The following is a 12,989-nucleotide window of genomic DNA, read 5'->3' as shown; positions in this document are numbered from 1 at the left end:
GGGGTATGTCTAATCGTGCAGGAAAACCCGCTGAACCATCCGACCTTGTAGATCTCACCGCGCTGTTGGACGCCTATTACGACGTCGCGCCGGATCCTTCGAACGTGGCGCAGCGCGTTGCGTTCGGTACTTCCGGGCACCGGGGATCATCGCTGAACGGCGCCTTCAACGAGCAGCACATTGCCGCCATCACCCAGGCGATCGTTGAGTACCGCCGTTCTGCGGGCATCACCGGACCCCTGTTCATGGGCAAAGATACCCATGCCCTTTCCGAACCGGCGCAGAACACCGCACTGGAGGTCCTGGCGGCCAACGGCGTGAACGTGCTCATTGATGCGCGGAACGGCTTCACCCCCACCCCGGCCGTCAGCCACGCCATCCTGAAGTACAACGCGTCACGGACGGACCAGTCCGACGGCATTGTGGTGACGCCCTCGCACAATCCCCCCGCTGACGGCGGCTTCAAGTACAACCCGCCCACGGGCGGGCCTGCCGGTTCGGACATCACCAACTGGATTGCCGACCGCGCCAACGAACTGCTGGAAGCCGGCCTGAACGGAGTGAAGCGCATTCCGCTGGGCGAAGCACGCCTGGCCGATTCCGTGGGCACGTACGACTTCCTGCAGAACTACGTCGAAGACCTCCCCTCGGTGCTGAACCTGGATGCGATCCGCAGCGCCGGCCTGCACATCGGCGCCGATCCGCTGGGCGGTGCTTCTGTGGACTACTGGGGCGCCATTGCGGAGCAGCACCAGCTGAACCTGACCGTAGTGAACCCCAACGTGGATCCGCAGTGGGCATTCATGACCCTGGACTGGGACGAGAAGATCCGCATGGACTGCTCCTCCCCGTACGCCATGGCCTCCTTGATTGCCCGCGCCGACGAATACGACATAGCCACGGGCAACGACGCCGACGCCGACCGGCACGGCATTGTCACCCCCGACGGCGGGCTGATGAACCCGAACCACTACCTGGCCACGGCCATCGACTACCTTTACCGCAACCGCTCGGGCTGGAGCGCAGACGCCATGGTGGGCAAGACCCTGGTGTCCTCCTCCATGATCGACCGCGTGACGGCGGACCTGGGCCGGGTGCTGATGGAGGTTCCCGTGGGCTTCAAGTGGTTTGTCCCGGGCCTGCTCTCCGGCGAGACCGCTTTCGGCGGCGAGGAATCCGCCGGCGCTTCCTTCCTGCGCCTGGATGCCAGCCCGTGGAGCACCGACAAGGACGGTCTCCTGCTGGCCCTGCTCGCCTCGGAAATGACCGCAGTGACCGGCAAGACCCCGTCCCAGCGGTACCGCGAACTGACCAACAGGTTCGGCGACCCGGAGTATGCCCGGGTGGACGCCCCGGCCACCCGGGAGCAGAAGGCGGCGTTGGCCAAGCTCTCGCCGTCGGACGTCACCGCCACCACCGTGGCCGGCGAGGAAATCACCGCCCGCCTGACTGAAGCTCCCGGCAACGGTGCACCCATCGGCGGACTGAAAGTGACCACGGAAAACGCCTGGTTCGCCGCGCGCCCCTCCGGAACGGAGGACGTATACAAAATCTATGCCGAGTCCTTCAAGGGGTTGGAGCACCTGCACCAGGTGCAGGCTGAAGCCAAGGCCATTGTTGACGGCGTCATCTCCTAGCGATACCGCGTTAACGGCAAAAGGGCGGACCAGGAGGTCCGCCCTTTTGCCGTTAACGGGCGCTAGAGCAGCCGGCGCAGGATCTGTTTCTTCACTCCGTTGTACGGCGGGTACGCGAACCGGAGCGTATCCAGCAGGGTGCCCTTGCTGAAGACCGGGCGCAGCTGGCTGAACGTATCGAAGGAGTACTTGCCGTGGTACGCGCCGGTTCCGCTGGCCCCGGCGCCGCCGAACGGCAGCCCCGGCACGGCCAGCTGCACGGTGCTGGCGTTGTGGTTGATGCTGCCTGCCCGTACGCCGGCCTCGAACGCCTGCCGCGCAGCTGCCGAATTGGTGTACAGGTAGGCGGAGAGCGGAACCGGGCGGGCGTTGATGAACTCCATCGCCTCGTCCAGGTCCTTCACGGTCAGCACGGGCAGGATGGGTCCGAAAATCTCTTCCTGCATCACCGGCGACTGCGGATCCACGTCCGTAAGAATGGTCGGTTCAAGATACAGGCCGGCACGGTCGCTGCGGCCGCCGGCCAGGATTGTCCCGCTGTCCAGCAGCCCCACCAGCCGCTCCCAGTGCTGTTCATTCACGATCCGGCCGAAGTCCCTGCTCTTGGCCGGGTCCTTCCCGAACAGTTCCGCCACGGCCTTGACGAGGTGTTTGCGCAGTGCGGGCGCGGCTTCCTCGGTGACCAGCACGTAGTCCGGCGCCACGCAGGTCTGTCCGGCGTTGAGCAGCTTGCCGAACACCAGACGCCGGGCGACGCCGGCCCAGTTGCCGTCCAGCACCACGGCTGGGGATTTGCCGCCCAGCTCCAAGGTGACCGGAGTCAGGTGCTCGGCTGCTGCCTGCAGCACAATCCGTCCCACACGCTCCCCGCCGGTGAAGAAGATGGAATCAAAGCGTTCCCGAAGCAGTGCGGTGCTGATGTCCTGCCCGCCCTCGACCACCGCGACGGCGTCGGAATCCAGGTAACGCGGTACCAGGTCGGCGAGTACCGCAGAGGTGGCCGGGGCCAATTCACTGGGCTTGAGCACGGCCGCGTTACCGGCCGCCAAGGCGCCCACCAGCGGGGCCAGCACCAGCTGCACCGGATAGTTCCACGGCCCGATGATCAGCACCACGCCCAGCGGCTGCGGCTCTGTTTTGGCCGACGCAGGCAGCAGCCCCAGCGGCACCGGAACCCGGCGGCTGCGGGTCCACTTGTCCAGGTGCTTCAGCGCATGCCCGGCCTCGGCCCGGACCAGCGAGAGTTCCGTGACGTAGCTTTCCAGCGGGTTCTTGCCCAGGTCCGCTGCCAGTGCGTCCGCCAGCTCCTGTTCGCGTTCCCGGAACAGGCGGATGAGGCCCGTGAGCTGGGCACGCCGCCACGCCAGCGGACGGGTACGCCCGGATGCGTAAGCCTTCCGGACCCGCGCCAGGACGGCCGGCACCACTGCCGCTGATTCGGCGGACAGGGAGGATTCCGGGTCCGAAAAGGCGGAAACCATTTCGCTCATGCCCTGGCCTCTTCCTTCGCGCCATCGTCCGCCGGTTTCCGTCCGGTGAAGTGGTCCATGGACTGGTAAACCTTGAAAACACGGCCGGCAACCACGTCCCAGGCCGGCTGCGGCAGCACATTGCGCAGGGCACTGCCCAGGGCCACGGTCCACGGCAGCTGGATCCGTGCCTTGCCGGCCAGCATCGCGCTCCAGGCCCGGTCCACCACGTGCTGCGGTTCCATCAGCGGGGTCAGCAGCGGCCCGCGGGCACCTTCGAACATCCCGGTCTTGATGTAGCTGGGGATCAGGGTGGTGACGGCCACGTGGCCGTTGCCGGATTCATTCAGCTCCAGGCGCATGGAGTCGCTCCAGCCAATCACGGCCCATTTCGACGCCGTGTACACACTCATCTTCGGCACGGACAGTGTGCCAGAGGCGGAGGCAACGTTGAGGATCCGGGCCGGGGTGCGGCGCTCGATCATCCCGGGCAGGAAGGCCCGGGTGACCTGCATGGGGGCCAGGGTGTTCACGGCCATCACGGCGTCGATGTCTGCCTTCGGGGCGTGCTCCCAGAAGTATTTGCCGCGCACAATGCCCGCATTGTTGATGAGGATGTCCGGAACGCCGGCGTCGCGGATCACCTTTTCCGCCGCAGCCTCAATATCCGGCAGTGAACTGACGTCCACCGCATAGGGGTAGACAGCCGATGCGCCCTGCTCGCGCAGTTCGGCGGCGGTGCGTTCCAAGGCCTCGGCGTTGAGGTCCCACAGCACCACGCCAGCCGCGCCTTCGCGGACGGCGCGTTCGGCATAAAGCCTGCCCATGCCCATTGCCGCGCCCGTGATAAGGACCACCCGTCCTGAAACTGAAATGCTCATGCTGCTCCATCGTCTAGCGGTACGGATCCAACGTTGTGACCGGTCCGCGCGGCGCGCGGGTCTTATTGCAACGTAACATCCCGGCAATCGTTGCCGGTTAGAATTTTGGTAAAACCCCCTGTCTTCGGAAGGCACAACCATGAGCAGATTCGGTACGGCCTGGACCCTCCATGGAGACGGTAAGACCATCAAGCCCGGCGCCTATGTTGCCCCGGAGGAGCGCCTGAGCTGGCCGCGCACCATCGGCATTGGTTCCCAGCACGTTGTGGCGATGTTCGGCGCGACGTTCCTGGTTCCGCTGCTGACCGGCTTCCCGCCGGCCACCACCCTGCTGTTCTCCGGTATCGGTACGATCCTGTTCCTGATCATCACCGCCGGGAAAGTGCCCAGCTACCTCGGTTCCTCCTTCGCCTTTATCGCCCCCATCACCGCGGCCACCAGCCAGCACGGGCCCGGCGGTGCGCTGGGCGGCATCATCATGGCCGGCGCGGCGCTGTTCCTCATCGGCCTGGCCGCGCAGGTGGCCGGCACGCGCTGGATCCAGCTCCTGATGCCGCCGGTGGTCACCGGTACCATCGTGGCGCTGATCGGGTTGAACCTGGCCGGCTCGGCCCGGACCAACTTCGAAAAGGGGCCGGTGACGGCTGTGGTCACGGTAGCCGTGATCCTGCTGGCCACGGTCCTCTTCCGCGGCTTCTTCGGCCGGCTGTCCATCCTGATCGGCGTCCTGGCCGGCTACGGGGTGGCCATGCTGCGCGGCGAAGTGGATTTCGAGGCGATCAGTTCCGCGGCCTGGTTCGGCCTGCCGGACTTCCACGCGCCAAGCTTCCACTTCTCCGTGATCGGCTTGTTCGTGCCGGTGGTGCTGGTGCTTGTGGCCGAGAACATCGGGCATGTGAAGTCCGTGGCCGCCATGACCGGCCGGGACCTGGACCCGTACGCGGGCCGGGCGCTGATGGCCGATGGCCTGGCGACCATGCTGGCCGGTTCAGGCGGCGGTTCGGCCACCACCACCTATGCCGAGAACATCGGCGTGATGGCCGCCTCCCGGGTGTACTCCACGGCGGCCTACTGGGTGGCCGGCATTGTGGCCGTCCTGCTCAGCCTGTTCCCGAAGTTCGGTGCGCTCATCGCCACCGTTCCGCCCGGTGTGCTCGGCGGCGCCGGCGTCGTGCTGTACGGCATGATCGGCATCCTGGGTGTGCGGATCTGGGTGGATAACCGGGTGAACTTCTCCAACCCGATCAACCTGTCCGCCGCCGGCCTTGGCCTTATCGTGGCCATCGCGGACTTCACCTGGGTCATTGGGGACCTGACTTTCGGCGGCATTGCCCTGGGCACCGGCGCGACCCTGGTGGCCTACCACGGCATGCAGGCCATCGCCCGCTGGCGGGGCACCGACCCCGACGAGCCGGCGGAGGACGCCGGGGCCACCCCCAGCCGGCTGGGCTAACGGCGGCGGAACGGCGGCCGCGGGCGCTCAGGCGCCTTCGAGGACCTGCCGGGTTGCCCAGGCAACGTATTTTGCCGCCTGGGACATTGCATCCTGCGGCCGCTGCACCACATCCAGCAGGCTGACGGCCGCAACAATCCCGTACTCCTGCAGTTGGTCCGGGGTCAGTGTAATCTGCCCGGCCACGGCAACCACGGGAATACCGGCATCCCGGGCCCGGGCCGCAACTTCCAGCGGAGCCTTCCCGTAGCGGGACTGGTTGTCCAGGGAGCCTTCGCCGGTGAGGACCAGATCGCAGCGGGTCAATGATTCATCAAGTCCGGTGAAGGCCGAGAGCAGTTCGAATCCCGGGTGCAGGGATGCCCCGGTGAAGGCCAGGAACCCCGAGGGGAAGCCGCCGGCCGCACCCGCCCCGGGGACATCAACGTCGACGCCGGTGGCCTCCTTCAGGAGCCGCGCCCAGTTGTCCAGCGCCTCTTCGAGCAGCTGCTGCTCCGCTGCGCCCGCGCCTTTCTGGCCGCTGAAGACCGCCGCCGTTCCTTCATAACCCAGGAGCGGGTTCCGGACGTCGGCGGCAATCCGCAGGTCCACCCCCGCCAGCCGCGGATCCAATCCGGACGCATCCACTGATGCCGCGTTCAGCAACCCCGCGCCGCCGGGCGGCACAGGATTTCCATCCCGGTCCAGGATCTTCAGGCCCAGCGCGCACAGTGCCCCGGATCCGCCGTCGGTCATGGCCGAACCGCCGATGCCCAGGATGATGGTTTTCGCCCCCGCCTCCAGCGCGTGGGCGATCAACTGTCCGCTGCCGTAGCTGCCTGCAGCCAGTGCCGTCTCCGGGGAAGGATCCAGCAGGACCAGCCCCGAGGCGCGTGCGGTTTCGATCAGGGCCGTGTCGCCGGACAGGGCCCAGACGGCCGTGGTGTCCCGGCCCAGCGGCCCCGTGACGCGGGCCGTGCGGGGTTCGGCACCGGCGCCCAACGCGGCATCCAAGGTGCCCTCGCCGCCGTCGGCCACCGGAACCACCGTCACGGTGGCCTCGGGGTACACCGCGAGCACTCCCTCAGCCATGGCTGCCGCGGCTTCTGCGGAGGTGAGGGAGCCTTTGAACTTGTCCGGGGCAATAACTACGCGCATGTCTTCATCCTGCCAGCCGGGGGTGACATGGCGGCTACCTGTCTTCGACGCCGCCGCACCCCTACCGCCACTGCCCGCGGTCCTTGAGCACCTTCACCAGGAGGTCTGACCGGTCCGAGACAATGCCGTCCACACCCAGGTCCAGCAACCGGTTCATGGTCTCTTCGTCATTGACGGTCCACACATGGACCTGCAATCCGGCACGGTGGCAGCGGCTCAGGAAGTACGAGGTGACCACGCGGACCGGTCCGAATGCCACCGGCACCTGGATGCATTGGAACCGGCCCAGCCGGGATACCAGGCCGGCGGCGCCCAGCGGCGCCAGCAGCCGCAACAGGACGGTCAGGGCAGTGCCCGCCGAGCTGGCCGCGGGCCGGCCCAGGTGCTTCAGTGTGCGGAGGCGGCGTCGGTCCGAGAAGGACGCCACCAGCACCCGGTCCTGCGCCGAGTGTTTTTCGATCAGCGCGGCGAGCAGTTTTGCGCCTGGTGCGTCCTTGACATCCACGTTCAGCCGCATATCCGGCCATTCGGTCAGCAGTTCCTCGAAAGTGGGGATCCGTTCGGAGCCGGCCACCAGGACCTCGTTGAGCTCACGGCTGGTGAGTTGGCTGATCTTTCCCGCCACTCCCCCGGAAATCCGGTCCACCGTCTCGTCGTGGAAGGCCATCAGGACGCCGTCCCGGCTGGTGCGCACGTCCGTTTCCAGGTAGCTGATGCCTAGGTCGGCGGCGGCGCGGAACGCGGCGAGTGTGTTCTCGTACCCGTCCGGAGAAAAGCCGCGGTGCGCCAGGGCAATGGGCTCGGGCCGGTCCGCTGCGCCGGACGGCGGATTGTCACGGGGCGCACGGAAGTACGGATGCATTGCGTTCACGCTCGTACTTTATCCAACCTGCGGCACGCACTGGGCCGGGCAGCACCGCTCCCGGACTCCGCGGCCCTAGAATGGCAGGACCCCGACCCCGGCTGGCTCCGGGCTGATGGAGGTTCCGTGGCTGACGTTCTTCCCGCCCCACGCCGCTTTGAGCGGTTTGTGCACTGGCCGCTGCAGTGGCTTCGGGGCAGTGTCCGGCGGTCGCCGGCCACCTTGGTTTTTATTGCCTCCTTCTGGGTGCTCGGAGCGCTCACTTCCTCGCTGGTTACGGGCCCGGAAGGGCACCTGCAGGACTGGGCCACCCTTTCCGCGCATACCTTGACCGGGAACCCGGCGGCCCTGCTCCTGTGCTGTCTCTGGGCCAGCGGAATCGGAGGCTATATAGGCGGCACGCTGCTGGCCCTGATGGCCGGTTTGTCCTGCGAGCGGCTGCTGGGCACCGGACGGTTCCTTATGGTTGGTTTCACCGGGCAGATTGTTGGCGCGCTGCTTGCCATCGGTTTCGCGTCTGCCACCAGTGCCTCGATCGGTGACTGGTCCCGCGCATTGGTGTCAGAATCCTATGTTGGTCCGCTTGCCTTCATCGCCGCGGTTGTGGCCGCAGCCAGCGCACAGGTCAGCACTTTGTGGCGCAGGCGCCTGCGGATCACCATGTTCACCCTGCTGGTATTGCTGGCCCTTTACGCCGGGAGTTTCACAGACCTGATGGTCCTGGGCGCGGCCGTTACGGGTGCGTTCATGGGACCGTTCCTGGCCGGACGGCGGCCCACGGTCCCGGAGCGGCTGGTCACCAGCCGGCGTGAGGCCGCAGTCCTGGTGGCGCTGGTGGTCCTTGCCTCCGCCGTCGGACCCGTTATTGCCGCGCTCAGCACCTCCGCAGTGGGACCGCTTGCAGTGCTGCGGTATCTGTTCACCAGCGTCGAGGTGAATACTCCGAACGAGTTGGCGGAGCTCTGCAATGGATCTGCCGCCGCCCGCGAGTGCGCCGTGGCCCGCATCCAGTTGCGCGCCGGACCGGCCGGGTTCTTCCTGGCCGTCCTGCCCCAGGTCCTGTTGGCCACCTTCTCCGAGGGGCTGCGGCGCGGCCGCCGGTTTGCCTGGCTGGCAGCATTGCTGCTGCAGGGCACCATGACGGTGCTGGCCACCGTCCGGCTCGGGCGGGCCCTCGCCCGAGGTGAGCTTGCCCTCCTGCCGCCGGGACCAGGCATTGTCATTGCGCTGGTACTGCCCATGGTGGTTCCATTGGCGGTCTTTGTGCTGCTGCTTTTCACCCGCCGGTTGTTTCCGGCCCGCGCCCCCGACGGAACCTACCGCCGGGTGGCCGCGGCTGTCGGGACATCCGCGGCGGTGCTGGCCTCTCTGTATCTCGGTGCCGGACTGCTGAACCGCGACGGTTTCAGCCCGGCTGCCACCCTGGGGCTGCTCGCAGCGGACCTGCCCGGGCGGTTTCTTCCCATTGCCGAGGTGGCCTACAGTACGCCTGCCCTTGACCCGGAGAATCTTCCCGCCGTCCTGGTCTACGAAGGCGTGGGCGTGCTGTTCTGGGTATTAACCTGCCTGCTCCTGCTGCGTTCCTTCCTGGTCCCGCCACGGAACCTGACAGCCCGGGATGAAGAGCGGGCCCGTTCGCTGCTGAAGACCCATGGTGGAAGCACCATGGCCTGGATGACCCTCTGGCAGGGCAACACCTATTGGTTTTCCCCCACCGGCAACTCCTATGTGGCCTATCGGGTGGACAGCGGCGTGGCGGTCACGGTGGGAGACCCCGTGGGGCCGCCCGGTGAACTTCAGCAGACGGTGGCGGGCTTTGCTGAGTCCTGCACGGACAACGGCATCACGCCCTGCTTCTACTCGGTGGGCGGGAAGGTGCGTGAGTTGACTGCTGCGCTGGGGTTTTTATCCCTGCAGGTGGCCGAGGAAACCGTGCTTCCGCTGGGCTCACTGGCTTTCAAGGGCAAGAAATTCCAAGACATCCGCACCGCACTGAACGCTGCCCGGAAACAAGGCATCAGCGCGCAGTGGATCAGCTATCCCACCGCTCCCCTGGCCGTTCTGGACCAGTTGCGGGCCATCTCCGAGGAATGGGTGGCAGATAAGAAGATGCCGGAAATGGGCTTCACTTTGGGCGGGCTGCAAGAGTTGGATGATCCGGAAGTCCGCTGCCTGGTGGCCGTCGACAATGACGGAACGGTCCATGCCGTGACATCCTGGCTGCCCGTGTACCGGGACGGGATTGTGACCGGCTGGACGTTGGACTTCATGCGCCGGCGCGGTACCGGTTTCCGTCTGGGAATGGATTTTCTGATCGCGTCCGCAGCCCTGTCCCTGCAGGATGAAGGGAGCCGGTTCCTGAGCCTTTCCGGAGCACCCCTGGCCCGGGCGGTGGCCCGGGAGCCGGACGTCGACGGTTCACCGGTGATGGACCGTCTGCTGGATCTGCTCGGCGCAACCCTTGAGCCGGTTTACGGCTTCCGTTCCCTTCTGGCCTTCAAGTCCAAGTTCGCCCCGCAGTACGTGCCGCTTTTTATGACCTACCCGGATCCGGCCGCACTGCCGGCCATCGCCAACGCCCTGACCCGGGCCTACCTTCCGGATCTGTCCCTGGGCCAGGGGCTTGTCCTCGCCCGCCGGATCGTGGAACGGACAGGATGATGTCCCTGTCACTGGTCGACGGCATCCTTCCGATCGTCCTGCTGATCCTGGGCGCTGTCTCCTTGGTCTGGCTCGGCGTCAGCGGGCAGCGCCTGGGCTGGAAGCGCGCCCTGGCCGTTGTGCTGGCGGCATGCGCCCTTACCGCACTGATCTACGTGCTGGCGGAGTATGTATTCCGTTGGTGGAATGCTTCCCTGCCGCGGCTGCTCTACCTGTTCAGCGCCCTGACCATCCTCGGGGTCCAGCTGGCGGTGTTGCGCGTGCTCGCGTCCGGCATCCGGATCCGCCGGCGGGTAGCCGGCGTCGCGGCGGGTCTCCTGGTGCTGCTGGCCCTGGCCGGCACGGTGAATATCGCCTACCACCAGTACCCCACGGTAGCTGCACTGTTCACCCCACCGCCGGTCACGGATGATCCGCTGCCGCGGCCGGCGGAGGTCCGCCGGGACCTGCCTGCGGCGTCTGCGGAAAACTGGACTGCGCCCCCGGGCATGCCTGCCGCCGGCAAGGTGTTCCACCAGCAGATCCCGGGGGGCCGGTCCGGATATGCCTCAAATCCGGCGCTGATCTACCTTCCGCCGGCTTATCTGGCCGATCCGGGCAACGTGAACCTGCCGGTCCTGGTTCTGGTCCACGGGCAGCCGGGGTCCCCGGAGGATTGGCTGGTCAGCGGCGGACTGGCGGAGATCATGGATTCATTTGCCGCGCGGCACCACGGCCTGGCCCCGGTAGTGGTGCTTCCGGACCTCAGCAATGCCGGGAACAGCAACTGGCCGTTGTGCCTGGATACCACGGTCAGCAACTCGGCCACCTATTTGGCCCAGGACCTGCCGGCCTGGGTACAGGACAATCTGGGCACCGGCACCGCGGGGCCGCAGCAGTGGGCGATCGGCGGTTATTCCTACGGCGGCACGTGCGCCGTCCAGCTGGCCGCAAACTATCCGGGGGTTTATCCCACCTTCCTGGATATCGCCGGGGAGAACGAGCCGACCGTCGCCGGCGGCCACCACGAACTGTTGGACACCTACTTCAACGGTGACGAGGACGCATTCCGGAAACAGAACGCCGCGGACCTGTTTGCCGCAATGCGGTTTCCGGATACGGCGGGAATCGTCGTCGTCGGCCAGGATGACAAGGTCTACGCGCCGGAGGGAAAGACGGTGTACGACGACGCCACGGCGGCCGGTGCCAATGTGCAGTTCCAGACGCTTCCGGGCGGGCACTCCTGGCAGGTGTGGGGGGCCGGATTGGAAAACAACCTGAGCTGGTTGTGCACCCGGCTTGGGATACTGGAACCATGACCCGCGACCCTGGACCACACACCCGCACCGGCCGGACCGGCGGCGGACCGGGCAGCCGGATCCGGGACCTGCTGCAGTGGATCAGCCGGGTATCCTCCCCGCATTTAACCCTGCTGCTGATCCTGGCCGTGGGTTTGGTGCCCGCACTGGCCCTGACCCTGGTCTCCGCCGAGGTTTACGAATCAGTGGCCGAATCCGACGGTATTGCAGGCCTGGACCGGCCGGTTCTGGAATACGCCCTGACGCTGCGGTCCCCCGGCCTGGACGCCGCCGTCACGGGGTTCACCAACCTGGCCGGCAGCATCGGCATGCCGATCATCGCCGGGCTGATAGTGCTGGGGATGTGCCTGCGCTGGCGGTCCTGGACACCGCTGGTGCTCACTGCAGCGGCGGCGGCCGGCTCCCTCCTGATGACGATTTCCGGGAAGGCGATTATCGGGCGCACCCGCCCGGACCTGGCCGACGCCGTTCCTCCGTATGAGTCCTCCGCCTCATTTCCGAGCGGACACACCCTGAACTCAATCGTGATCGCCGGGATCCTTGCCTATTTGGTGATCCTGCATGTGCACACCCGCCGCGCGAAGGCCGCTGCGGTGCTGGCGGCCGCCGTGTTTACCCTGGCCGTGGGGCTAAGCCGGGTCTATTTGGGCCACCACTGGCTTACGGACGTTCTGGTTGCCTGGACCCTTGGAGCGGCCTGGCTGGCGGTGGTGATTACCGCACACCAGCTTCTGCGGCGCCTGCACGGTCGCCGAGAAGCCGTTCCAGGATCACCGCCACGCCGTCGTCGTTGAAAGCGGGGGCCGTGAAGTCCGCCGCCGCACGGGCTGCGGCATGGCCGGAGGCCATCGCATAGCCGTGCCCGGCCCAGTCCAGCATCTGGATGTCATTGGGCATATCGCCGAAGGCCACGGTCTCCTCGGCGGTGATCCCCTTCTGCGCGGCGTAGTCCGCGAGTGTGACGGCCTTGTTCAGCCCTGGCAGGGACATTTCCAGCAAGGGCATGGTGGGTGCGGAGTGGGTGGTGGCCACCAGTGATGAGACCGCCGGTGCCACCCGGTGCAGGAACTCGTCCGGCGAGATCCCGGAGGCACGGGCCAGGAACTTGGCCACGCCGGCCTGGCCGTTCAGGGATTCGTGAAGCGGGCGGGGAACAATGCCGCCGAGGATTTCGGTGGATCCGGTGTCTGAGAAACCGGGTTCCAGATGGATCCCGTCCACGGTTTCGGCTGCGAAGGTGACTGCGGGGAACAGGTCCCGGATGACTTCCGCGGCGGAGAACATCTGCGCAAGCGGAAGCAGGCTGCTGGCCAGCACCTTCCCGGCCCCGAGGTCATACGTGATGGCTCCGTTGGAGCAGATGACGGTACCTGTGTGGCCGATCCGCTCGCGCAGCGGATCCAGCCAGCGGGGCGGGCGTCCGGTGACGAAAACGACGTCGATCCCCGCGTCCCGGCAGGCCTGGAAGGCGCGCACCGTCCGGTCGCTGATACTGTTGCCGGCTCCCACAATGGTGCCGTCCATGTCACTTGCTATCAGCCGCACCGGGCCACGCTGCTCCTGCATGCCTTTTAGCTTACGTCCCGCGCCG

At 66.8% G+C, this 12,989-nt stretch carries 10 protein-coding genes; 5 read left to right on the top strand and 5 right to left on the bottom strand.

The genetic code is table 11. From position 1 onward, the window contains the following. The first annotated feature begins 5 nt into the window (after positions 1–5). A complete protein-coding gene (gene pgm / locus QNO06_RS00405) occupies positions 6–1,637 on the top strand; it encodes a phosphoglucomutase (alpha-D-glucose-1,6-bisphosphate-dependent) (RefSeq protein WP_227912559.1) in 1,632 nt (543 codons plus the stop codon). Between the two features lie 62 nt (positions 1,638–1,699). Here the strand turns inward: pgm and QNO06_RS00400 are convergent, their stop codons facing one another. Next, positions 1,700–3,127 (bottom strand): aldehyde dehydrogenase family protein, encoded by a 1,428-nt coding sequence (locus QNO06_RS00400; RefSeq protein WP_227912560.1) that lies wholly within the window; start codon positions 3,125–3,127, stop codon positions 1,700–1,702. Next, positions 3,124–3,987, bottom strand: coding sequence for an SDR family NAD(P)-dependent oxidoreductase (locus QNO06_RS00395; RefSeq protein ID WP_227912561.1), 864 nt, complete (start codon positions 3,985–3,987; stop codon positions 3,124–3,126). The genes QNO06_RS00400 and QNO06_RS00395 overlap by 4 nt, the downstream gene beginning before the upstream one ends. Before the next feature lie 139 nt (positions 3,988–4,126). Between QNO06_RS00395 and QNO06_RS00390 the strand changes: the two genes are divergently transcribed. Beyond that, positions 4,127–5,440, top strand: coding sequence for a uracil-xanthine permease family protein (locus tag QNO06_RS00390; protein ID WP_227912562.1), 1,314 nt, complete (start codon positions 4,127–4,129; stop codon positions 5,438–5,440). A gap of 27 nt (positions 5,441–5,467) precedes the next feature. On the opposite strand, the gene QNO06_RS00385 is transcribed toward QNO06_RS00390, so the two are convergent. Both QNO06_RS00385 and QNO06_RS00380 read right to left on the bottom strand, forming a co-directional pair. Beyond that, positions 5,468–6,577, bottom strand: coding sequence for a glycerate kinase (locus tag QNO06_RS00385; protein ID WP_227912563.1), 1,110 nt, complete (start codon positions 6,575–6,577; stop codon positions 5,468–5,470). A 61-nt stretch (positions 6,578–6,638) separates the two neighbouring features. Continuing rightward, the gene (locus tag QNO06_RS00380) at positions 6,639–7,439 is read right to left on the bottom strand and encodes a glycerophosphodiester phosphodiesterase family protein (protein ID WP_231708710.1); all 801 of its coding nucleotides are present in this window, start codon (positions 7,437–7,439) and stop codon (positions 6,639–6,641) included. 126 nt (positions 7,440–7,565) lie between these two features. On the opposite strand from QNO06_RS00380, the gene QNO06_RS00375 reads away from it, so the two are divergent. Genes QNO06_RS00375 through QNO06_RS00365 form a run of 3 tightly spaced genes read left to right on the top strand, consistent with a single transcriptional unit; the run spans position 7,566 to position 12,192 of the window. Then, the gene (locus tag QNO06_RS00375; RefSeq protein WP_227912565.1) at positions 7,566–10,100 is read left to right on the top strand and encodes a bifunctional lysylphosphatidylglycerol flippase/synthetase MprF; all 2,535 of its coding nucleotides are present in this window, start codon (positions 7,566–7,568) and stop codon (positions 10,098–10,100) included. Next, positions 10,100–11,398, top strand: a complete 1,299-nt coding sequence (locus QNO06_RS00370) for an alpha/beta hydrolase (RefSeq protein ID WP_227912566.1) — start codon at positions 10,100–10,102, stop codon at positions 11,396–11,398. The genes QNO06_RS00375 and QNO06_RS00370 overlap by 1 nt, the downstream gene beginning before the upstream one ends. Then, a complete protein-coding gene (locus QNO06_RS00365; RefSeq protein ID WP_227912567.1) occupies positions 11,395–12,192 on the top strand; it encodes a phosphatase PAP2 family protein in 798 nt (265 codons plus the stop codon). The genes QNO06_RS00370 and QNO06_RS00365 overlap by 4 nt, the downstream gene beginning before the upstream one ends. Here the strand turns inward: QNO06_RS00365 and QNO06_RS00360 are convergent. After that, positions 12,113–12,964, bottom strand: a complete 852-nt coding sequence (locus QNO06_RS00360; protein ID WP_227912568.1) for an HAD family hydrolase — start codon at positions 12,962–12,964, stop codon at positions 12,113–12,115. The genes QNO06_RS00365 and QNO06_RS00360 overlap by 80 nt on opposite strands. Positions 12,965–12,989 lie beyond the last annotated feature (25 nt).

This window comes from Arthrobacter sp. zg-Y20, assembly GCF_030142075.1.
GTDB lineage: Bacteria > Actinomycetota > Actinomycetes > Actinomycetales > Micrococcaceae > Arthrobacter_B.
Note: the sequence above shows the minus strand (reverse complement) of the source record. Positions and strands in the feature narration are given on the sequence as shown.

What these genes read in the sequence shown, in the direction of transcription:
- QNO06_RS00400 (WP_227912560.1), bottom strand. Translation starts at nt 3,127, where the DNA reads ATGAGCGAAATGGTTTCCGCCTTTTCGGACCCGGAATCCTCCCTGTCC.
- QNO06_RS00370 (WP_227912566.1), top strand. Translation starts at nt 10,100, where the DNA reads ATGTCCCTGTCACTGGTCGACGGCATCCTTCCGATCGTCCTGCTGATC.
- QNO06_RS00395 (WP_227912561.1), bottom strand. Translation starts at nt 3,987, where the DNA reads ATGAGCATTTCAGTTTCAGGACGGGTGGTCCTTATCACGGGCGCGGCA.
- QNO06_RS00390 (WP_227912562.1), top strand. Translation starts at nt 4,127, where the DNA reads ATGAGCAGATTCGGTACGGCCTGGACCCTCCATGGAGACGGTAAGACC.
- QNO06_RS00380 (WP_231708710.1), bottom strand. Translation starts at nt 7,439, where the DNA reads ATGCATCCGTACTTCCGTGCGCCCCGTGACAATCCGCCGTCCGGCGCA.
- QNO06_RS00360 (WP_227912568.1), bottom strand. Translation starts at nt 12,964, where the DNA reads ATGCAGGAGCAGCGTGGCCCGGTGCGGCTGATAGCAAGTGACATGGAC.
- QNO06_RS00365 (WP_227912567.1), top strand. Translation starts at nt 11,395, where the DNA reads ATGACCCGCGACCCTGGACCACACACCCGCACCGGCCGGACCGGCGGC.
- QNO06_RS00385 (WP_227912563.1), bottom strand. Translation starts at nt 6,577, where the DNA reads ATGCGCGTAGTTATTGCCCCGGACAAGTTCAAAGGCTCCCTCACCTCC.
- pgm (WP_227912559.1), top strand. Translation starts at nt 6, where the DNA reads ATGTCTAATCGTGCAGGAAAACCCGCTGAACCATCCGACCTTGTAGAT.